Source organism: Stenotrophomonas sp. PA-6-5C, from assembly GCF_021605635.1.
Taxonomy (GTDB): domain Bacteria; phylum Pseudomonadota; class Gammaproteobacteria; order Xanthomonadales; family Xanthomonadaceae; genus Stenotrophomonas; species Stenotrophomonas lactitubi.
On sequence record NZ_WKEE01000062.1, the window covers coordinates 1 to 22,124 of the forward strand.

At 65.1% G+C, this 22,124-nt stretch carries 18 protein-coding genes and 1 pseudogene; 8 read left to right on the forward strand and 11 right to left on the reverse strand.

The genetic code is table 11. The features are described 5' to 3' along the window. Positions 1–111: 111 nt before the first annotated feature. The 8 genes from galU to cmk all read right to left on the reverse strand — a co-directional run bounded on the left by galU (position 112) and on the right by cmk (position 8,403). Positions 112–990 (reverse strand): UTP--glucose-1-phosphate uridylyltransferase GalU, encoded by an 879-nt coding sequence (gene galU, locus GIW57_RS20345; protein WP_236512540.1) that lies wholly within the window; start codon positions 988–990, stop codon positions 112–114. After that, complete coding sequence (locus GIW57_RS20350; RefSeq protein ID WP_162292010.1) at positions 987–2,900, reverse strand: nucleoside-diphosphate sugar epimerase/dehydratase; 1,914 nt, start codon at positions 2,898–2,900, stop codon at positions 987–989. Before GIW57_RS20350 ends, galU begins: the two co-directional genes overlap by 4 nt. Before the next feature lie 15 nt (positions 2,901–2,915). Then, positions 2,916–3,893 (reverse strand): glycosyltransferase family 4 protein, encoded by a 978-nt coding sequence (locus tag GIW57_RS20355; protein WP_236512542.1) that lies wholly within the window; start codon positions 3,891–3,893, stop codon positions 2,916–2,918. A 3-nt stretch (positions 3,894–3,896) separates the two neighbouring features. Continuing rightward, positions 3,897–5,075, reverse strand: a complete 1,179-nt coding sequence (gene lapB / locus GIW57_RS20360) for a lipopolysaccharide assembly protein LapB (protein WP_032977571.1) — start codon at positions 5,073–5,075, stop codon at positions 3,897–3,899. 6 nt (positions 5,076–5,081) lie between these two features. Further along, entirely contained in the window at positions 5,082–5,366 is a 285-nt protein-coding gene (locus GIW57_RS20365; protein ID WP_025875021.1) for a lipopolysaccharide assembly protein LapA domain-containing protein, read from the reverse strand. 77 nt (positions 5,367–5,443) lie between these two features. After that, positions 5,444–5,749: an integration host factor subunit beta gene (locus GIW57_RS20370; RefSeq protein ID WP_005409286.1), complete on the reverse strand. Its 306-nt coding sequence runs from the start codon at positions 5,747–5,749 to the stop codon at positions 5,444–5,446. 89 nt (positions 5,750–5,838) lie between these two features. Next, positions 5,839–7,524 carry a 30S ribosomal protein S1 gene (rpsA, locus tag GIW57_RS20375; protein WP_025875032.1) on the reverse strand — a complete coding sequence of 562 codons (1,686 nt, stop codon included), beginning with the start codon at positions 7,522–7,524 and terminating at the stop codon, positions 5,839–5,841. Positions 7,525–7,725: 201 nt separating this feature from the next. Then, positions 7,726–8,403 carry a (d)CMP kinase gene (cmk, locus tag GIW57_RS20380; protein WP_025875034.1) on the reverse strand — a complete coding sequence of 226 codons (678 nt, stop codon included), beginning with the start codon at positions 8,401–8,403 and terminating at the stop codon, positions 7,726–7,728. Positions 8,404–8,600: 197 nt separating this feature from the next. Here cmk and ykgO point away from each other — a divergent pair, with 197 nt between their 5' ends. From ykgO to GIW57_RS20410, 6 genes are all read left to right on the forward strand, one after another. After that, a complete protein-coding gene (gene ykgO / locus GIW57_RS20385) occupies positions 8,601–8,726 on the forward strand; it encodes a type B 50S ribosomal protein L36 (protein ID WP_005409283.1) in 126 nt (41 codons plus the stop codon). A 146-nt stretch (positions 8,727–8,872) separates the two neighbouring features. Further along, the gene (locus GIW57_RS20390) at positions 8,873–9,202 is read left to right on the forward strand and encodes a hypothetical protein (protein ID WP_100465084.1); all 330 of its coding nucleotides are present in this window, start codon (positions 8,873–8,875) and stop codon (positions 9,200–9,202) included. 39 nt (positions 9,203–9,241) lie between these two features. Then, positions 9,242–10,279, forward strand: coding sequence for an agmatine deiminase family protein (locus GIW57_RS20395; protein ID WP_100465082.1), 1,038 nt, complete (start codon positions 9,242–9,244; stop codon positions 10,277–10,279). Positions 10,280–10,443: 164 nt separating this feature from the next. Further along, complete coding sequence (locus GIW57_RS20400) at positions 10,444–11,331, forward strand: carbon-nitrogen hydrolase (protein ID WP_099821258.1); 888 nt, start codon at positions 10,444–10,446, stop codon at positions 11,329–11,331. 14 nt (positions 11,332–11,345) lie between these two features. Continuing rightward, entirely contained in the window at positions 11,346–11,876 is a 531-nt protein-coding gene (locus tag GIW57_RS20405) for a GNAT family N-acetyltransferase (RefSeq protein WP_089240522.1), read from the forward strand. Then, complete coding sequence (locus tag GIW57_RS20410; RefSeq protein WP_236512544.1) at positions 11,869–13,101, forward strand: TraB/GumN family protein; 1,233 nt, start codon at positions 11,869–11,871, stop codon at positions 13,099–13,101. Before GIW57_RS20405 ends, GIW57_RS20410 begins: the two co-directional genes overlap by 8 nt. Positions 13,102–13,250: 149 nt before the next feature. Here the strand turns inward: GIW57_RS20410 and GIW57_RS20415 are convergent, their stop codons facing one another. The 3 genes and pseudogenes from GIW57_RS20415 to GIW57_RS20425 all read right to left on the reverse strand — a co-directional run bounded on the left by GIW57_RS20415 (position 13,251) and on the right by GIW57_RS20425 (position 21,003). After that, positions 13,251–16,337, reverse strand: a complete 3,087-nt coding sequence (locus GIW57_RS20415; RefSeq protein ID WP_236512546.1) for an efflux RND transporter permease subunit — start codon at positions 16,335–16,337, stop codon at positions 13,251–13,253. Then, positions 16,334–19,789, reverse strand: a pseudogene (locus GIW57_RS20420) (efflux RND transporter permease subunit); the annotation flags it as partial. The pseudogene GIW57_RS20420 and the gene GIW57_RS20415, both read right to left, overlap by 4 nt. Before the next feature lie 62 nt (positions 19,790–19,851). Then, entirely contained in the window at positions 19,852–21,003 is a 1,152-nt protein-coding gene (locus tag GIW57_RS20425) for an efflux RND transporter periplasmic adaptor subunit (protein WP_100465064.1), read from the reverse strand. A 205-nt stretch (positions 21,004–21,208) separates the two neighbouring features. On the opposite strand from GIW57_RS20425, the gene GIW57_RS20430 reads away from it, so the two are divergent. Further along, entirely contained in the window at positions 21,209–21,604 is a 396-nt protein-coding gene (locus GIW57_RS20430; RefSeq protein ID WP_089240512.1) for a c-type cytochrome, read from the forward strand. Positions 21,605–21,613: 9 nt separating this feature from the next. Beyond that, positions 21,614–22,075 (forward strand): cytochrome c, encoded by a 462-nt coding sequence (locus GIW57_RS20435; protein WP_099821251.1) that lies wholly within the window; start codon positions 21,614–21,616, stop codon positions 22,073–22,075. Positions 22,076–22,124 lie beyond the last annotated feature (49 nt).

The following is a 22,124-nucleotide window of genomic DNA, read 5'->3' on the forward strand; positions in this document are numbered from 1 at the left end:
GGATGGCGCCTACGAGCCCCCATGGATGGGTTCACGGCGTGTCCTGCAGCGGCCCGCCCCCGCCTCCCCACCTATGCCGGGAGGCGCTGCACGGAGCGCTTGATAAAACCCTTATTCCGCCAGCATCGCCGTCAGCTTCTCGCGCGCCGGACCGGCCAGCTTCGGGTTGTCCAGCGCAAAACGAATTGTCGCCTCGACCAGCCCCAGATGGGTGCCACAGTCGAAACGGGTGCCTTCGAAACGATAGGCATCAACCTCGTCGGTTCTCAGCAGTTCGGCGATCGCATCGGTCAGCTGGATCTCGCCACCGGCACCGGTCCGGGTCTGCTCAAGCAACTCGAAGATCTTCGGGCTCAGCACGTAGCGGCCCACCACTGCCAGATCGCTCGGCGCGTCCTCCGGCTTGGGCTTCTCCACGATCTGCGAGATACGCCCCTTGCGGCCATCGAACGCATCGGTGGCGACGATGCCGTAACTGGCCGTCTTGTCGTGTGGCACATCTTCCACGGCGATGACGCTGGCACCGCTGGCCTCGTTGAGGTCGGCCATCTGCTTCAGCGCACCCGCGCCGCGGTTCCAGATCAGATCATCCGGCAGCAGCACTGCAAACGGCTCGTCACCGATGACCGCCTTGGCGCACAGCACCGCATGGCCCAGGCCCAGAGCCTCGGTCTGGGTAACGAAGATCGCGCGCACGCCTTCCGGCAGCACATGGCGGATCAGTTCGAGCTGCTCGTGCTTGCCCGCGCGCTCGAGCTTCTGCTCCAGCTCGTAGGCCTTGTCGAAATAGTCGGCGACAGCGTGCTTGTAACGGTTGGTGATGAACACCAGGGTGTCACAGCCCGCTTCGATCGCCTCATCCACGGCGTACTGGATCAGCGGCCGATCGATGATCGGCAGCATCTCCTTCGGCACCGTCTTGGTTGCCGGAAGAAAACGCGTGCCCAGACCTGCTACTGGAAATACCGCCTTGCGAATGCGCTTGCTCATTGGTGCCTGCTGGCCTCACGTGCCGGAAAGGGCACAACCTTAGCGGAAGAAATGTAAGCATCCTGTTCGATTGGCGAAAATTCCGGCATGGTCGCGAACAGGATTTCCTGGATTGTATCGATGTCGTACCTGGCAATCGCCTCGCGCAGCTTCGGCACGTTGCCCAGCACGATGTCACGCGAGAACGCACGTACGCCGGCTTCCAGGATCTTCGGGTGCGCGGTCGGCCGGTAGTCCTCGTCGGAATAGAACAGCGTCTCGTGCAGCTTCTCGCCCGGACGCATGCCGGTGTAGATGATCGGGATGTCCTTGTAGGGCTGCTTGCCGGCCAGGCGGATCATCTGTTCGGCCAACACCCGGATCGGCACGGGCTCGCCCATGTCCAACGTATAGATAGCCCCGTGCGACGCCGACGCGGCCGCCTGCAGGATCAGCTGGCATGCCTCGGGAATGGTCATGAAATAGCGGCTGACCTCCGGATCGGTCACCGTGACCGGGCCGCCCTTGAGGATCTGCTCGCGGAACAACGGCACCACGCTGCCGGCCGACGCCAGCACGTTGCCGAAACGGACGGTCACGAAACGGGTGTGCGTGGACTTCTGGTCCAGGCTCTGGCAGATCATTTCCGCATAGCGCTTGCTGGCACCCAGCGCATTGACCGGGTCCACCGCCTTGTCGGTCGAAATGAACACAAAGTGCTCGACGCGGGCTTCCAGGCAGGCTCGGGCCACGTTCTCGGTGGCCAGGATGTTGTTGCGCACGGCTTCGCGCAGCTGACGCTCCAGCACCGGCACATGCTTGTAGGCAGCGGCATGGAAGGCGGTGTCGACCGGATGCAGCGACAGCGCATGGCGGATGACCGCGGGATCGCCACAGTCACCGAGCACGGCTTCGATCTCGACGTCGGGGAAGCTGCGGCGCAGCTCGCCCTCGATGGTCAACAGCAGCAGTTCGCTGATCTCCAGCAGCACGATACGTCCGGCACCATGGCGCGCACACTGGCGACACAACTCGGACCCGATCGAGCCACCGGCACCGGTCACCATCACCGTGCGCCCGCCCAACCAGCCGCGGATGAGGTTCCAGTCCGGCATGATCGGCTTACGCCCGAGCAGATCTTCGATCGCCACTTCCTTCAACTGGCCCGGCAGCGACTGTCCCTGCAGGATGTCGCTGAGCTTGGGCACCGTGCGGAACGGAATACCGGTGCTCTCGCAGATGGCCACCACGCGCTGCATACCGACGGCATCCAGCGAGGGCATGGCAATCACCAGCAGCTTGGCCGCGGTCTCACGGGCCACCGCCGGTGCGTCGTCCAGCGTGCCCAGGATCGGCAGGCTCTGCAGCTTGGCGCCACGCAGGTGCGGTGCATCATCAAGCAGGCCGACCGGCTCGAAATTGCCGGATCGGCGCAGGTCGCGCACCAGGGTCTCAGCGGCTTGGCCGGCGCCGAGAATCAGCACGCGGCGCGCGGACGAATCGGACTGCAGCGACTGGTAGTCCTTCCACGCCCGGTACAACAGGCGCGGCGCGCCCAGCAGTGCCGACAGTGCGAACGGATAGATCACCAGCACCGACATCGGCACGCCGTTGAAGCGCTTCCAGGCCAGCACCAGAACGATGGCGATCAGGCCGATGAAGCTGGCCTTGAAGATGTTCAGCAGGTCGCTGACGCTGGCAAAGCGCCACAGCCCGCGATAGAGACCGATACGCCAGAACACCAGGCCCTGCAGCGCCAGCACCAGCGTGGTGTCCACGTTCCACAGCGGCAATGCAGGAGCGTCGGCAAGGATCGAGTAACGACCTGCATGCAGCAGCTGCCAGCACGCCCATACCATGAACAAGTCGTGGCAGACGATGGCCGTACGCGGCATCAGACCGAGGATTCTGTCCCGCCAGGGTGAAGACATAGATCGAGTAATTCCTTATCGGTGGCGCAATCCATTGCGCAGGAGTAGCCACAGCAGGGTCAACGCGGCAAACCACGCGACCGCTACGGCAGCCTCCCACCTCGGCTGCAAATTGGTGCAGATATTGAACACTGTAATACTGAACAGGCCCAGAACAAAGTACATCCCTGTCACCTGGGCATGGCTGGCTCCTGCCTGGACCGCGCGCTGGTAGACGTGCTGGGTGTGGGGTTCCATCCAGCGTTGCCCGGAAAGCATGCGCGCCAACAGCGTGAAGCCCGCGTCCACAAGGAAGGCCGATAACGGCAGCAGAAGCAGGATCCAGTTGATGTCGGTGTGCACTGCAGCGACGGCCAGCACCGCCGCCACGGCATAGCCCAGCGCGCCACTGCCTACATCACCCATGAAGATCCGCGCCTGCGGGAAATTGAATGGCAGAAAACCCAGGCACGCCAGGCCAAGAACAACGGCTACCAGCGAATAGGGCCAGGGCAGCACGGTGGCGAAGCCCAGCGCAACGATGACCGCCTGACTGCTGGCAATCCCGTTGATCCCATCCATGAAGTTCCAGATGTTGATCAGTGATGCGGTGAAGAACAGCACCAGCAGGCTCAACAGCCAGCTGCCCCCATGCATCTTGACCAGCCCCGCCAACAAGGCGGCGGCGAGGAAATGCACCAGCAAGCGGCGCATGGCCGGTAGCGGCCGATGGTCATCCCACCAGCCAATGCCGGCCACCAGGGCCAGACCAAGGCTGGCGACAGCCAGGCTGACTGCAGCGTCCGGCCAGACGCAGGCGGCCACGGCCGCCGCAACCAGCAGACTGATCACGATGGCGATACCGCCACCACGCGGGGTGGCGACGCTGTGGCTGCGACGCTCGCCAGGCTGATCCAGCAACTGCCTGCGCAGGGCATACACGCGCGCCGCCCAGGTCAACGCCGCGCTGAGCAGGGCCAGGCCCAGCAGCGCGGCCATCACAAGCCACGGCATGGTTCAGAGCACCGCGTAATTCAACAGCGGCTTGACCGTGCCCCACTCCTTGCAGCTCGGGCATTGCCAGTGGTGGGTGCGCGCGCCGAATCCACAGCGGGTGCAGCGGTAGGCGGGATTGCGCACCAGCAACTGGTCGGTGATGTGCTTGAGGTCGTGCAGGGTGGCAGTGGAATCTGCGCCCTCGGCCAGGGTGAGGTCGATCAGTGCCGATTCGCCACGCACCGACGGGCGATCCTTGAGCTGGCGGCCAAGATAGGCGCGGGCAGGTGCGACACCCTCCTGCTCTTCCATCAGGCGGGTCAGCGCCAGCACCGGGGCGATGCCGCGGTAATGCTCGGTCATCTCGGACAGGAAGGCGCGCGCGCCACCCAGGTCACCGACCTTGCGGTAGTTCTCCATCAGCGCCGGCAGCACTTCCGGCAGGTACTCCGGATCGTTGCGGGCAGCGCGTTCGAAGGCACGCACGGCGGCCTCGGCGTTGCCTGCATCGGTTTCCAGGCGGCCCTCGATGATGCCGGCACGGACCGACATGGCATCGGCCTGGTAAGCGCGGGCAATGGCTGCCCTCGCCTCTTCCAGCTTGCCAGCGCCACGGAAGCGCTCGGCCAGCTCGCATTCGAACTGCCCGATCAGCTTGCCCATCGGCTCGCCGGTGACATCTTCGAAGCGGGTAGCGTTGTCGATCGCCTTTTCCCAGTCGCGCTCGGCCTGGTAGATGCCGATCAGGTGCTTGAGCGCCTGCGGTGCGCGCTGGTCCAGCTGGGCCAGTTCGGTGAACACCGTTTCGGCACGGTCCAGCAGGCCGGACTTCATGTAGTCCTCGCCCAGTGCCAGCAGGGCCTGCACACGCTGCGCGTCGCTCAGGTCCTGGCGGTTGACCAGGCCCTGGTGCAGACGGATCGCGCGGTCCACTTCACCACGGCGACGGAACAGGTGACCCAACGCGACCTGGGTCTCGAAGGTTTCCTTGTCCAGCTCGGCGATGTGCAGGAACAGTTCGATGGCCTTGTCCGGCTGCTCGTTGAGCAGGTAGTTCAGGCCACGGAAATAGGTGCTGGACAGGTGGCTGACCTGGTTGTCACCGTGGCGTTGACCGCCGCGACGTCCGATCACCCAGCCGGCCAGCGCCGCCAACGGAAGACAGAGGAAGAACCAGAACCACTCGGAAACGAATTCCATCTTCGATCAACGTCCATCAAACGATTGGGAGGGGGCCACCGGCGCCGACGGGGCAGCCGCCGACTTGTTGGCACGGCGCAGCTGGCTGTAGAGCGGAATGACCACGCTTACCAGCACCAGGCCAGCACCGACCACGACACCGATCAGCAGGGCGGCAATCAGCGCCACGCCGACGGATGTGTTCAATTGGGTAAACAGCAGGTTGATCGACATGGCCGTCATGTTGACCGCACCGATGATCAGACCAAGGATGAGAACCGCCAGCAGGACCAGCAGACGAAAAACTTTCATGCGACAGCTCCATTGGCAGGAGGCCGTAGCTTATCCGACTCGTGGTGGGATTCGCACGAAGTCGCGCGACGGACGGCTCAGGCCGGATCTGCGTCCAGCGGCAGCACACTGCTGACCCGCTCGCGCAATTCCTTGCCTGGCTTGAAATGAGGGACATGCTTGCCCGGCAGGGCAACCGATTCGCCGGTCTTCGGGTTGCGACCCAGGCGCGGCGGACGGTAGTGCAGCGAAAAGCTGCCAAAGCCGCGGATCTCGATGCGATCGCCGGCCGACAGTGAGCCCCCCATCATTTCCAGCAATGACTTGACCGCCAGATCGACATCATCGGCCTTCAGGTGCGCCTGCCGGCGCGCGAGGATTTCGATCAGTTCGGATTTGGTCATTACCGGCTCACATCAGGGGCATCTCAGCCTGAAACGGCCCGGGCAGTGCCCGGGCCGTCCAGGAAACAACGAACAGCGTAAGGCCGATATTACTCGGACTTGTTACCGTTCAGCTGTGCACGCAGCAGCGCGCCCAGCTGGGTGGTGCCGCTGGAAGCCGAAGAGGACTGGTATTCCTCCAGCACTTCGCGCATTTCAGCGTCGTCCTTGGCCTTGATCGACAGCTGCAGGGTACGACCCTTGCGATCCATGCCCACGAACTTGGCTTCAACCTTGTCGCCGACCTTCAGGTGCTGGGTCGCGTCGTCGACACGCTCGTTGGCGATGTCGCGAGCTGCAACATAGCCTTCGATGCCGTCGGACAGCTCGATGATCGCGCCCTTGGCGTCGACTTCCTTCACCACGCCTTCGACCTTGGAGCCCTTCGGATTGGTCGCCATGTACTGGCCGAACGGATCCTGCTCCAGCTGCTTGACGCCCAGCGAAATGCGCTCGCGCTCCGGATCGACGGCCAGGACCACTGCGTCCAGGTTGTCGCCCTTCTTGAAGTTGCGAACGATGTCTTCGCCAGTGGTCGCCCAGCTGATGTCGGACAGGTGAACCAGGCCGTCGATGCCGCCGTCCAGACCGATGAAGATGCCGAAGTCGGTGATCGACTTGATCTGGCCCGACACCTTGTCACCCTTCTTGTGGGTGGCAGCGAAGGTTTCCCACGGATTGGCGGCAACCTGCTTCATGCCCAGCGAGATGCGGCGACGCTCCTCGTCGACGTCCAGGACCATGACTTCAACTTCGTCACCGACCTGCACAACCTTGGACGGGTTGACGTTCTTGTTGGTCCAATCCATCTCGGAAACGTGCACCAGACCTTCGACGCCCGGCTCGATTTCGACGAATGCGCCGTAATCGGTGACGTTGGAGACCTTGCCGAACACGCGGCTGTTGGCCGGGTAACGACGGGCGATGTTATCCCACGGATCTTCGCCCAGCTGCTTCAGGCCCAGCGAAACGCGGTTGCGCTCGCGGTCGAACTTCAGCACGCGCACGTCCAGCTCGTCGCCGACGTTCACGACTTCGGACGGATGGCGCACGCGCTTCCATGCCATGTCGGTGATGTGCAGCAGGCCGTCGATACCGCCCAGGTCCACGAATGCGCCGTAATCGGTCAGGTTCTTGACGACACCCTTCAGGATCGCGCCTTCCTGCAGCTTGTCCATCAGCTGCTCGCGCTCTTCCGAGTGCTCGCTTTCGACGACAGCGCGGCGCGAGACCACGACGTTGTTGCGCTTGCGGTCAAGCTTGATGAGCTTGAATTCCAGCTCCTTGCCTTCCAGGTAGGCCGGATCGCGCACGGGGCGCACATCGACCAGGGAACCCGGCAGGAAGGCGCGGACATCCTTGATGTCCACGGTGAAACCACCCTTGACCTTGCCGCTGATGCGACCGGTGATGGTTTCGTTCTTTTCCAACGCTTCTTCCAGCTCGTCCCACACCATCGCGCGCTTGGCCTTCTCGCGCGACAGGACGGTTTCACCGAAGCCGTTCTCGATCGAGTCGAGGGCGACCTTGACGATGTCGCCTTCGGCAACATCGATTTCGCCAGCGTCGTTACGGAACTGTTCGATCGGCACGATGCCTTCCGACTTCAGCCCGGCGTTGATCACCACGACGTCGCCGCGGACTTCAACAACGGTACCGCTGACGATGGCGCCCGGCTTCAGCTTGGCCAGGTTGGCCTGGCTGGCTTCAAACAGTTCGGCAAATGATTCGGTCATTAGATTTACTCTGTTGGACACATGGGTCGGCTGGCTTCCCTTCAGGGAATGGCTGCCGCCCGCCTGTTGGTCGACCCCGGAAATGCAGGTCGTGTGTGGAAGTAGGAAAACCGCCACGCATCATTGCGCGACGGAGCTTTTACAGCACTGCAGATGCGCGACCTCCACCGATGCTGCTGGCAGAGCTCCCGCGCGAACGGATCAGGCAGCCGGAACCGGAAGCAGATCCATCACTCTGGCAACGACATCTTCGATGCCGATGCCTGTGGTGTCGATGAGGACAGCATCGTCTGCCGGCTTCAGGGGCGCCACGGTACGCTGAGCATCACGGGCGTCGCGGGCCATGATCTCGCGCAGGAGGTCTTCAAAGTTAACAGAAACCCCCTTGTCTTTCAACTGCTTATGCCGGCGCTCGGCGCGCTCCTCGGCACTGGCGGTCAGGAAGACCTTGTAGGGGGCGTCCGGGAAGATGACGGTGCCCATGTCGCGGCCGTCGGCGACCAGTCCCGGCTCCATCCTGAATGCGCGCTGGCGCTCCTTCAGGGCGGCCCGGACCTCGGGAATGGCGGCAATCGCCGACGCCAGCGCCCCGGTGGTCTCCAGCCGCAGCTCGTCGGTGGCGTCGGTGCCATTGACCAGGACCCGCATGCCATCGCCCTGCTCGACGAACTGGACATGGGTGTCAAAGGTGCAGCGCACCAGCGCGGAGGCATCGGAGGTGTCGATGTCGGCCCAGCTGGCCGCCACGCCGACGGCACGGTACAGAGCGCCCGAATCCAGGTAGTGCCAGCCCAACCGGCGCGCCACGATGCGGCTGATGGTACCCTTGCCGGCCCCTGATGGGCCGTCGATGGTCAGGACGGGAACGAGTGGATTCATGGGGGTCCTTGCGCGTGTGAAGGGGCCATTCTAGCCCCTGCCAGACACCCCGCAACGGGCCATTTGTGCAACCACTTGAAACCATGGGGAAAAGCCCGGTAGAATGGCGGGCTTGAACGAGCGTCAACTGCCGATTGTCTTTCGCATATCGCGGCCACGCTCCACCCGAACAACTACTGTTTACGCCGAGGTATGCCATGAAAGTTCTGTCCTCCCTGAAGTCGGCGAAGGCCCGTCACCGTGACTGCAAGGTCGTGCGTCGTCGTGGCAAGATCTTCGTCATCTGCAAGTCGAACCCGCGTTTCAAGGCGCGTCAGCGCTAAGCCCAACGGTCCTTGTGACCGCGGCTGGCCCCACGCGGGGCCGACCCGATGCAAAAAGCCGCCTTCGGGCGGTTTTTTGTTTATGCGGTTTTTTCCTGCCGTTTTTGCTGTAATCGCTGTTCTTGACCACTGGGGAGTAGATCGAGATGACGCGTTACCTGTGCACCCTGGCCGTACTGGCCACCCTGGCTGCCGCCACCCCGGCGCTGGCCGATACCCTGCTTGTCGACCGCGCCCGCGAGAAGCCGGCCGGCGCCCTGCCCGCCCGCGGCCAGAGCATGCAGCAGGTGCAGTCCCAGTTCGGCGCGCCGGCAGAGCAGCTGCAGCCGCGCGGCGGACAGAAACGGCAATGGCCGACCATCCACCGCTGGGTGTACCCGCAGTTCACCGTCTACTTCGAGAAGCAGAAGGTGATCGACGTAGTGGCAAACCAGGCGGATCCGAACGAAATCGGCCCCAAGCCGCCGATCCGTTGACCCCCATGCCCGCCACCGGCGGGCGCGTGTAGCGAGACCATGAACCAGACCCTTCGTTTTCCTGCCGAATGGGAAGCCCAGAGCGGCGTCCTGATTGCCTGGCCCACCGCCGACACCGACTGGGCCGACCGCCTGGGCCAGGTGGAAGAGACCTACATCGCCCTCGTTGCGGCGATCACCCGCTTCCAGCCGGTGCTGATCTGCGTGGCCGACGATGACGTGGAGACCTATGCCGAGATGCGGCTGCGCTCCAACCGCATCGACATGGACAAGGTCCACTTCACCACCGCCGCGTACGATGATACCTGGCTGCGTGATTCGGGCCCGATCACCCTGCGCCGCGCCGACGGCAGCTTCCAGCTGCTGGACTTCCGCTTCACCGGCTGGGGCGGCAAGTTCGATGCCACCCTCGATGACCAGCTGGTTGGCGTGCTCGACCAGGCCGGCGTGTTCAACGATGCGGCGGTGCGCAGCATTCCGTTCGCACTGGAAGGCGGCGGCATCGAGACCGATGGTGAGGGCACCCTGCTGACCACCTGGAAGTGCCTGCACGAGCGCCATCCCGACCGTGACCGCGACAGCCTGAGCGCCGACCTGGCGAACTGGCTGCAGCAGGAACGCGTGCTGTGGCTGGATCATGGCTACCTGGAAGGCGACGACACCGACGCCCATATCGACACCCTCGCCCGCTTCGCCTCGGCCGACAGCATCGTCTACCAGGCCTGCGACGACGCCAGCGATTCGCACTACGCCGAACTGCAGGCGATGGGTGCCGAGCTGGCCGCACTGCGCACGCGTGACGGCCAGCCGTACCGGCTGTTCCCGTTGCCGTGGGCAAAGCCGGTGATCGATGAAGGCCGCCGCCTGGCTGCTTCGTATGCCAATTACCTGATCGTCAACGGCGCGGTGCTGATGCCGGCCTATGGCGACCCGGCCGACGACCTGGCCCGTGATGTGCTGGCACAGGCCCACCCGGGCCGCGAGATCGTACAGGTGCCCTGCCGCTCGCTGATCTGGCAGAACGGCAGCCTGCACTGCATCACCATGCAGCTGCCGGCCGGGTTGTTGAAGGCGTAAGCCACGCGGTAGCGCCGGGCCATGCCCGGCGAGCGCAGCGGCATCTGGAAAATCCGCCGGGCATGGCCCGGCGCTACCGGTTGCGTGCACCATTCAGCAGCCAACACGCTGTCATGCCGCATCCGCGTTAACATGCGGGTTTTCCCCCCGCAGGATCGCCCCGCATGAACTCGCGCAGCCCTCTTACCGTCGCCCTGATCCAGGAGCGCAACCACGGTGATGCCGCCGCCAACCTGGCGGTGATCGAAGCGCGTGTTGCCGACGCTGCGGCACAGGGCGCGAAGCTGGTGCTGCTGCAGGAACTGCACAACGGTCCCTACTTCTGCCAGCACGAATCGGTCGATGAATTCGACCTGGCCGAGCCGATCCCGGGCCCGAGCACCGAGCGCCTGGGCGCGCTGGCGAAGAAGCACGGCGTGGTTCTAGTCGGCTCGCTGTTCGAGCGCCGCGCTGCCGGCCTGTACCACAACACCGCCGTGGTCTTCGAGAAGGACGGCACGTTGCTGGGCAAGTACCGCAAGATGCACATTCCCGATGACCCGGGTTTCTACGAAAAGTTCTACTTCACCCCGGGCGACATCGGCTTCAAGCCGATCGACACTTCGGTCGGCCGCCTTGGCGTGCTGGTGTGCTGGGACCAGTGGTACCCGGAAGCGGCGCGGCTGATGGCGCTGGCCGGTGCGGAACTGCTGCTCTACCCCACCGCGATCGGCTGGGACCCGGATGACGTGCAGGACGAGAAGACCCGCCAGCGCGACGCCTGGGTGCTGAGCCACCGTGGCCATGCCGTGGCCAACGGCGTGCCGGTGCTCAGCTGCAACCGCGTGGGCCATGAAGCGTCGCCGCTGGGCGCCTCGGGCATCCAGTTCTGGGGCAACAGCCACGTGCTGGGCCCGCAGGGCGAGTTCCTGGCCGAGGCCGGCACCGAAGCGACCATCCTGATGTGCGAGGTTGATCTGCAGCGCAGCGAGCATGTGCGCCGCATCTGGCCGTTCCTGCGCGATCGTCGCATCGACGCCTACGGCGACCTGCTCAAGCGCTACATCGACTGACCCGGAGCCCGCGCATGGCCGTACTCATCCGTGATGCCGGCCCTGCCGACATCGCTGCGATCACCGCGATCTACGCGGTGGAAGTGACCGACTTCGTCAACACCTACGAGTACGAGATTCCCGACCAGGCCGAGATGCTGCGCCGCATGCGCGACATCATCGACCGCGGCTTCCCCTACCTGGTGGCCGAGATCGACGGCCAGGTTGCCGGCTATGCGTATGCCAACACCTACCGCACGCGCATCGCCTACCAGTGGACCGTTGAGAACTCGGTCTATGTCGATGCACGCTTCCAGGGCCGTGGCGTCGGCACCGGCCTGCTGCAGGCACTGATCGATGCCTGCACCGCGCGCGGCCATCGACAGATGGTGGCGGTGATCGGCGAGCCGACCAATACCGCCTCCATCAAGCTGCACGAACGCTTCGGGTTCCAGCTGGTAGGCGTGTTCCGTGGCCTCGGCCGCAAGCACGGCCGCTGGCTGGACACCGTACAGATGCAGCGCGCGCTCGGCGATGGCGCCGATTCCGCTCCTTCCAATGAATGATTCCATGACCGAAACCCTTCCCGAAACCGGCGACGATCTGTTCGCCGGCCAGCCCGTACGCGTTGTCGAACGCGACGGCGTGCGCTACACCCTGCTGGGCACCGCCCACGTCTCCCATGCCAGCGTCGAGGCAGTGGAAAAAGCCATCGACAGCGGCCGTTTCGATGCGGTGGCGGTCGAGCTGGACCCACAGCGCCTGCAGGCGCTGAGCGACCCGGACACGCTGGCCAAACTGGACCTGGTGGAAGTGATCCGCAAGGGTCGCGTGGCCCTGTTCGCGGCCAACCTCGCGCTGTCGGCCTATCAGCGCCGACTGGCCGAACAGCTCGGCATCGAGCCCGGCGCCGAACTGAAGCGTGCGGTGGAACTGGCGCGCGAGCGCAACCTGCCGGTGCACCTGATCGACCGCGAAGTCGGGCTGACGTTCCGCCGCGCTTCGCAGCGACTGGGCTTCTTCGGCAAGCTGAAGCTGGTGGCCGGGCTCGGCGCTGGCCTGTTCTCGTCCGAGGATGTCGGCGAGGACGAGATCGAGAAGCTGAAGCAGGGCGACATGCTGGAATCGAGCTTCGGCGAGTTCGCCAGCGAGAACCCGGCCTTGTACGAAACGATCATCGGCGAGCGCGACCGCTATATGGCCACGCGCCTGCGTGAAGCGCATGATCCGCAGCAGCGCGAAGTGCTGGCGGTGGTCGGTGCCGGTCACCTGGCCGGCCTGGCGCGCTATCTGGAAACCGATACCGAGGCGGCCGCGCCGTTGCGCGAGCAGCTGGAAGCGGTGCCGAAGAAGCGCAACATCCCGTGGTTCACCCTCGCGATCCTGGCCATCGTGGCTACCGGCATCGGTGTCGGCTTCTATCGTGGTGGACTGGGCGTGGGCACCGAACTGCTGGCGACCTGGGCGATGTATACCGGCGGCCTGGCTGGCCTGGGCTGCCTGGTGGCCGGCAGCCACCCGCTGAGCATCCTCACCGCGATCGTGGTGGCGCCGTTCAAGCCGTTCCGCCTGAGCATCCCCACCGGTGCGTTCGCGGCCCTGGTGGAGGCGCGCCTGCGCAAGCCGACCTACGAGGATTTCCTCAAGCTGCGCGACGACGCACAGTCGTTGAAGGGCTGGTACCGCAACCGCGTCACCCGCGTGGTGCTGACCTTCATGCTGACCAACCTGGGCAGCATGCTGGGCTTGTGGCTGACTGCCGGCAAGGTGTGGAGCAAGGTGGCGAGCTGATCGCGCTGCCCCGCCGGGCATGGCTCGGCCCTGCTGCTAGGTGCCAACCCTGGTTGGCACGGCATTTACACGATACGGCGATGAAAAAAAGGGGGAGACCGCCCCACTACGATCGGTCTCCCCCCACCACAAACACATTTTGCTGTGCATTACAGCCGGGCAGCGCCCGGCTCTACCCTCTCCAGCCCGCGGGCGCGCTGGATCAGGCGCACCACCGCATTGCGCAGGTCATCGAGCACCGCATAGATGGTCGGCAGGAACAGCAGGCTGACCACGGTCGAGAACGCCAGGCCACCGGCAATCGCACGCGCCATCGGCGAATACTCCGGCCCGTTGCCGAACATCTGCGTATCGGTCAGCGAGATCGGCACCATCGCCAGGATCGCCGTGCCCATGGTCATCATGATCGGGCGCAGACGCTCGCGTGAACCCTCCACCAGCGCTTGGGTACGCCCCATCCCGCCCCGGCGCAGATTGTTGATGTGCTCGATCATCACGATGCCGTTGTTCACCACCACGCCCATCAGCACCAGGATGCCGATGAAGGACATGATCCCGAACGAGGTGCCGGTGATCCAGAACAGCCAGAACACGCCGAAGATCGAGAACAGCACGCCGCTCATGATCGCCGCCGGGAACAGCAGCGATTCGAACACCGCGGCCATCACCACGTAGATCATCACCAGCGCGATCAGCAGGTTGAACACCATCTGCTGCATCGCCTCGTTGTCATCGCCGTAGTCACCACCGTCGAAGGTGAAGCCGTAGCCGGCCGGGAAGTTCATCGGCTTGAGCACTGCTTCCATGGCCTTGCGGCCGTCCGGCGCGGTGATCTTCTCGGCCAGGTTGGCCTTGATGGTCAACGTGGTCTGGCGGTTGGTGCGGCCGATCTGGGTCGCCGATGAACCAACGTCGACACTGACCAGGCTCAGCAGCGGCACGCTGCGGCCATCGCCGGTGCGTACGCTGAAACCCGCCAGGTCTTCGGGGCTGCTCTGTTCGGCACCGGCAAAGCGCACCCACACCGGCACTTCGTTGTCACCACGACGGAACTCGCGCATCGGCGCGCCACGCAGCGCCAGGCCGACGAAGCTGGCCACCTGCTCGGCATTGAATCCGAACGCCGCTGCACGCTCGCGGTCGACGTGCACTTTCAGCTCGCCACCCTTCTCGCCATTGTCGATGCGCACATCGCGCAGCTCAGTGCGTTGGGCCAGCAGCGGCAGGACTTCCTGGCCGATCTCCTGCAGCATCGCGCTGGAGTCGCCGACCAGCTGCACCTGCACGCCCTGGTTGCCGCCACCACCACCATCACCGCCCTGGTTGCCGACGAAGTAGTCGGTGCGCGCGGACTTCGGCAGGCCCTTGCGCAGCTCCTCCTGCAGCGCCTTGATGTCCTTGGCGTACTTCTCGTCCAGGGTGACCACGGTCGAACTGCCTTCCTGCTCGCTGTACCAGGAGTAGACCTGCTGCACGTGCAGACGCTCGCGGTTCTCCTCGACCCAGGCTTCGACGCGGGCCACTTCCTCGGACATCTGCCGGTAGGTGTAGGCGCCCTTCCACATGTAGCCGATGAAGATGTCCTTGCCACCATCACCACCGAACATGTCGATCTTGGTCAGCTTCATCGGCACCAGGCTGACCAGCACCACCAGCAGGATGCCCAGCAGGCTCCAGCCACGATGGCGCAGTGACCAGTCCAACAGCTGCGCGTATCGACGCTGCAGGCGCGCGATCACGCCGGTCTGCGAGTGCACCAGCTTCGGCGTGGCCATGCGTGCGGACAGCATCGGAATCAGGCTGACCGCCACCAGCCACGAGGCCAGCAGCGAGACCGAGATGGTGATCGCGATCTGCGCCATGAAGATGCTGATGTTGTTGGTTTCGCCGAACAGGTTGGGCACGAACACGATGCAGTGGCACAAGGTGCCGGCGCTGAGCGCGATGGCAACGTTGCGGGTGCCGATGATCGAGGCCAGGCGTGGCTGGTCCGGCAGTCGCTCGCGTTCCTGGTAGATGCTCTCGACCACCACCACGGCATTGTCGACCAGCATGCCCACGGCCAGCAGCAGGCCCATCATGGTCAGGATGTTGAGCGTGACGCCGGCGAAGTACATGAAGCCGAGGGTGATGGTGAAGCAGATCGGAATGGCCAGGGTCACCATCAGCGTGGACGGCCAGTGGCGCAGGAAGAAGAACAGCACCGTCACCGACAGGATCAGGCCGACGCCGCCGGCCTCGGCCAGCTCCAGCAGCGACGAGGTCACCGCCTTGCCCTGGTTGTCGATCACCTTGATCTGCACGTCGCGCATCGAGTCCTGCGCGCGGATCGCTTCAACCTCGGCAAGCGCGCCGCGTGAGACGTCCACCAGGTTGGCGCTGCGTTCCTTGTAGATGTCCAGGCCGACGGCAGGATTGCCATCCAGGCGGCGGCCGTAGCTCATCCGCGCCGGCTTCAGCCGCACATCGGCAATGTCACCCAGGCGCAGTCCCTTGGCATTGATGACCAGATCACGCATTTCCTGCAGGTCGGTGATCTCACCCACCGGCTGCACGCGCACGCGCTGGCCGTTGTCGTCGATCTGCCCGGCCGAGATCGAGAAGTTCAACGTGCGCAGGCGATCACTCAGCTCGTTGATGCTCAGGCCGTGGGCGTTCAGGCGGTTCGGATCGATCGCGATCTCCACCTCGTTCGGCGGCGCGCCGGTGATCTCGACCCGGGCCACGCCCGGAATCCGTTCGATACGCCGCTTGAACTCGCGGTCGAGCATGTCGTAGGCGGTGGTCAGGTCGGTGGTACTGGCCAGGCGCACCTTCAGCACCGGTTGGTCGCTGCTGGACCACTTGAACACGTTGTAGCGCTGCACGTCGTCGGGAAGATCGCTGCGGATCGCATCGATGCGTTCGCGCGCGTCGGAAGCGGCGATGGCGATATCACGATCCCAGTCGCTGAACTCGATGAAGATCGACGCGGCTTCGGAGGTTGCCGACGAGCGCATGCGCTTGATGCCGGTCATCGTCGCCAGCGACTCTTCCACCGGCCGGATGATGGTCCGCTCGACTTCCTCCGGGGTGGAGCCGGTGTACGGAATCTGCACGAACAGGAACGGCGCGGAGATGTCCGGCAGCGCTTCCAAGGGCAGCCGGAACGAGGCAATCAGTCCGACCACCACCAGCGACACGAAACACATGATGGTGGTGACCGGCCGACGGATGGAGAACTCGGCGATGCTCATGCCGGTTCCTCCGCACCCGCTGCACTGCCCGCGGTGCCGTGCAGGCCCTCACCGGCATGCTTGCGGCCACGTTCGCGGTAATAGGCATCACCGCGGCGGTCCATCAGGTCGTACACCACCGGGATCACCAGCAGGGTCAGCAGGGTCGACACCAGCAGGCCGCCGATCACGGTGATCGCCATCGGTGCGCGCACCTCGGCGCCCTCGCCCATCGCCACCGCCAGCGGCAGGAAGCCGAACAGCGTGCACAGGGTGGTCATGATGATCGGCCGCAGGCGCGAGCGCGCACCTTCCACCAGTGCCTCGTGCTTGGCCACGCCGGCCTCGCGCAGCTGGTTGACCTTGTCGATCAGGATGATCGCGTTCTTGGTGACCAGACCGACCAGCAGGATCAGGCCGATGAACACCACCACCGAGATCGGCTTGCCGGTCAGCATCAACGCCAGGATCGCGCCCACCAGCGCCAGCGGGATGGTGAACAGAATCACGAACGGATGCAGCAGCGATTCGAACTGCGACGCCATCACCAGGTAGACCAGGAAGATCGCCAGGCCGAAGGCGAAGATCAGCGACTTCGCTGCCTGTGCCAGTTCCTCACCCTGGCCACCGATGTGCAGGCCCACGCCGGCGCCCAGCGGCTGTTCGGACACCATCTGCTGCACTTCGCGCATGGCCGCGCCAAGGTCGATGTCGCGCAGGTTGGCCGAGACCACGGCAACCCGGGTCTGGTCGGCACGATGGATCTCGCTAGGTCCGGTGGTGGCGACCACGTCAGCCACTGCGTCCAGGGTGACCGGACGGGTGCTGCCCGGATTGACGATCAAGCGGCGGATGCTCTCCACGCTGGCACGGTCGGTTTCCTGCGCGCGCACCAGCACGTCGATCTTGCGGTCACGGAAGCTGTAGCGGGTGGCAACATCGCCGCGCACCTTCTTCACCACCACGTCGGCGATCTGCCGCGTGGTCAGGCCCAGCGCACCGGCACGCTCCTGGTCGAAGCGGATCTGGATTTCCGGGAAGCCCTCTTCCACGGTGGATTTGACGTCGGCGTAGTGCGCATTGCCGCGCAACAGCGCCGCCAGGCGCTGGCCCGCCACTTCCAGGGTCGCCATGTCCTGCCCACGCAGTTCGATTTCCAGCGGCGTGGAGAAGCTGAACAGTGCCGGCCGCGCGAAGTCCACCTGCGCCCCCGGGTGCTGACCCATGGTGTCACGCAGGCGCTCGGTGATCTCCGCTTCGGTCTGCGGGTTGCCGCCGCCTTCCATCACGATGGTCAGCTTGCCGATGTTCTCGCCACTCTCGGTCGGGCTGGCATCCAGGCGGGTACCGCTGCCGCTGACGCCATACAGCGATGCCACGCCCTCGCCCTTGCCGTGTGCCAACTGCAGCTCACGCACCAGCGCATCGGTCTGCTTCAGCGGCGTGCCGGCCGGCAGCTTGACCGTCATTTCGAAACGGTCCTGCGCCAGCTGCGGGATCAGGTCGGCACCGAGCATCGGCACCAGTGCCATCGTGCCGACGAACGCCAGCGCCGCCAGGCCCAGCACCTTGCCGGGGTGGGCCAACGCACCTGGCAGCAGCCGCAGGTAGCCACGCTCCGCACCGGCGTACGGCTTCATGGCGATGTCGCTGGCCTTGCGCATCACCGGGCCGACCACTGCAGCCACGCCGCGGCAGAGGCGCACCACCAGCCACGCCAGCGCGTAGAAGCTCCAGCGCATCGTTGCCATCACACCACGACGGCCGAGCGCGACCGGCTTCTGCCAGCGGCTCTGCGGCTGCCACGGCTCGGCCGCAGCTTCTTCCGGGAATGCCAGCGGCGGCCGGCCCTTCAGCGAGCTCAGCATCGGAATCAGGGTCATTGACACCAGCAGCGAGATCGCGATGGCGATGGCCACGGTCAGCGCCTGGTCGCGGAACAGCTGGCCGGCGATACCGTCGACGAACACCAGCGGCAGGAACACCGCGATGGTGGTGAGGGTCGAGGCAACCACGGCCATGCTCACTTCGCGGGTACCGGCGATGGCCGCCTGCAGGATGCCGAGGCCGCGTTCGCGCGCCTTGGCGATGCTTTCCAGCACCACGATCGAGTCATCCACCACCAAGCCCGTGGCCAGTGCCAGGCCGCCCAGCGACATCACGTTCAAGCTGAGGCCGAGCTGGCCCATGAAGAAGAACGTGGCGATGATCGAGACCGGCAACGACAGGCTGATCACGAACGTGCTCCAGCCATCGCGCAGGAACAGGAAGATGATCAGGATCGCCAGCAGGCCGCCGATCACCGCATCTTTCTTGACGTCGGCGATGGCGTGCTCGATGAAGCGCGACTGGTCTTCGATGGTGGTCAGTTCGGCATCGGCCGGGAACGTTGCCTTGATCTGCTCAAGGCGCTTGCGCAGCGCCTCGGCGGTGGCAACCGTATTGGCATCGCCTTCCTTGTAGATCGCCAGTTCGACCGATTCCTTGCCGCCCAGGCGGATGACCGCTTCGCGTTCCTTGTAGCCCTGGCGCACGGTGGCCACATCTTTCAGGCGCACCGGCACACCGTTGGCGACCACGCTGGAGGCGCCGCCGGACGACGCACTCTGGGCGGCCGACGCAGCAGCAACCGCCGCAGCCGAGCCGGTCGAAGCAGCGATGTTGAACATCTGCTGCAGCGCCGAATCGGCCGCGCTGCCGTTGGCGGACTGGGTCGTGACCAGCAGGTTGCGGATCTCTTCCAGATCAGCGAACTGGTTGACGGTACGCACCAGGAAGCGCTGCGAGCCCTCCTCCAGGCGCCCGCCGGAAATGTTGATGTTCTCTTCCTTCAGGCGCTTGATGACGGTGTCGATCGGCAGGTTGAGCTGGGCCAGTTTCTGCTGGTCGATGTCAACCTGGATCTCGTCTTCCAGGCCACCGCCGACCTTCACCGCCGCCACGCCGGTGACCGGCTCCAGCTTCTTCTTCAGATCTTCGTCGGCATAGCGGCGCAGACCGGTCAGTTCACGGATCGCTTCTTCGTCGGTCGCAGGCGCGGCCTTGGTCGACAGCACCAGGCGCATGATCGGCTCGGTGGAGGGATTGAAGCGCAGCAGCACCGGCGCCTTGGCTTCCAGTGGCAGGTTCAGCGCCTCCATCTTGTCGCGCACTTCCAGGCTCGCCTGGTCCATGTTGGTGCCCCAGGCAAACTCGAGCACCACATCACTCTGGCCGGTGCGCGAGACCGACTTCAGCTTGCGCAGGTTCTTGACCACGCCCACGGCTTCTTCGACCGGCTGGGTGATCAGGGTTTCGATTTCAGTCGGCGCCGCACCGGTGTACTCGGTGCGCACGGTCAGCGTCGGATAGCTCAGGTCGGGCAGCAGGTTGACCTTGAGGTTGCCCAGCGCGATCAGGCCGAACAGCAGCAGGGTGACCGTGCACATGGCGATGGTGACGCGACGGCGGGTGGCGAACTCCACCAGGCCGCCACGCATGCCTGCGGCGGCGCCGTCGCTCCCTGGCGAGGCACCGGGGTCGTGGCCGGGCGCGGTCATTGCGTGCTCCCGGCCTTCTCTGCCGGCTTGGCCGAGGTCGCTACCGTCTTCGCCTTGGCCTTCGGATCGGCGATCACCTGCACCGCCGTGCCATCGCGCAGGGCGACCTTGCCGGCGGTGACGATCTGGTCGCCAGCGGCCAGGCCCTCACGGATTTCCACCCACGGTCCTTCGGCATAGCCGAGCTTGACCGGCACCCGCGCGACCTTGCCCTCACGCACCCGGAACACCGCCGGCTCACCATCGTCCAGCAGTGCCAGGCGCGGCACCACCAGCGCATCGGCACGCTGGTCGTAGTCGATGCGGATGCGGCCGAACATGCCCGGCTGCAGCGACTGCGCGGCGCCATCGAAAGCACTGACCACACGGAAGGTGCCGCTGCCCGAATCCACCACCGGCGCGATGCGGTCGACGACACCGGTGAAGGTCTGGCCCGGCAGCGCATCGGCCGACAACGTGACCGGCTGGCCTGCGCGCAACGTCGCCAGCTCGCGCTCGGGCACGTTGAGGGTGGCTTCCAGCCGCGAGTTGTCGACGATGCGGAAGATCGGCGTGTTGATCTGCACGAAGTTGCCGGTCTTGATCGAACGCGAGGCGATCACGCCGGAAATCGGTGCGACCACGGTGGTGTACGACAGTTCCAGCGTGGCCAGGCGGTACTGGGCGCGGATGTTTTCCAGGTCGTAGCGCAGCTGGTCGACGCTGGCCGCACTGACCAGCTGCTGGCTGACCAGCTTCTGTGCACGCTGATAGTCGTTTTCCAGCTTGCGCATCTGCGCTTCGCTCTGCGCTACGGCCAAGCGCGCGCGGTCCGGATCCAGGCGCACCAGTGGCTGCCCGGCGCTGACCCGCTGCCCTTCCTCGACCAGCACCGCCAGCGCAACGCCCGAGGTCTTGGCCACCACCTGCGATTCGGCGCGCGGCTCCAGTGCTGCGGTTCCGGTGTAGCTGGCGGCCACTGCGCGATGGCTGGCCACGGCCACTTCCACCGGCACCGCCTCGACCTTCTTCTCGTCCTTGGTCTCGGCCGCCTTGGCCTCGTTGTTGGGCCCAGCGGCGCAACCGCTCAGCAGCAGGGAGGTGGAGAGCAGCAGCGCGGCAGCGCAGAGTCCGCTGCGGTGGCCGGGCAGGAAGGTTCGGTGCGACATCGTCAGATCCCTGGAGGATGCGTGGGCAGGTGTGGTAGCAAAGTAATGCACCACTTCACGGCAACACCATATCCCAAAGGTCATGGTGTCTTCACGCCGCCGGTCGGGCCGACCCCATTTCAGCTAGATGAAACCTGAGGCTATACTCGGGTCGTTCCGTACCCCACGCCGGAACGACCAGACCCGAATCCCCGGAAAAGACACCATGCGCCCGCAGCCGCTCGCCGCTTGTCTCGCTCTGGCCGTCCTCCTGCCCCTCGGGGCCGCCGCACAGCCCGCTCCTGCTTCTGCTCCTGCAGCACCCGCCCCGGCACCGGCTACGGCCCCTGTGCCAGCGGCCGCCACGCCCACCGGCAGTTTCGACAATGGCCGTGTGCTGGCCTATACCTGCCAGGGGTGCCACGGCATCACCGGTTACAAGAACGCCTATCCCAGCTACCGGGTGCCGAAGATCGGTGGCCAGACCCAGCAGTACCTGACCCAGGCCCTGACCGAGTACCGCCAGGGCAAGCGCCGGCATCCCACGATGCAGGCACAGTCGATGAGTTTCAGCGAACAGGAGATCGCCGATCTCGCTGTTTACCTGTCCACCGTCAAGTAAGGCCCGCCCATGTCGAAAGCCGCGCATCCACTGCGTCACGCCATCGCCCTGTCCGTCGCCCTGCTGCTGGCGGCCTGCTCGCAGTCACAGGTGGAGAACAGCGAGAAATCCGCCGGAGATCCCGGCCATGCCAGCGGCGAGCACGGATCGTCTTCATCCGCGGGCCTGCCTGCCGGCCGTGAAGCCGCAGGTGAGGCCCGCGCCAAGGTCAAGAGCAAGGCCACCAGCCAGAGCTGCATCGATTGCCACGGCGCCGACGGCAATGCGCCGATCGATCCGACCTATCCGAAGCTGGGTGGGCAATATGGCGACTACCTGGCGCATGCGCTGCAGGCCTACCGCGCCGGTGACCGCCAGCATGCGTTGATGACACCGCAGGCGAAGGACCTGAGCGATCAGGACATCGCCGATCTGGCGGCGTACTTCGGCAGCCGCACGAGCCAGTTGCGGGATCTGCACGGGGTCAAATGATTGATGGGCGCCACGGCGCCCTCGCATCCGTAGCCGCGCCCTGCTCCGC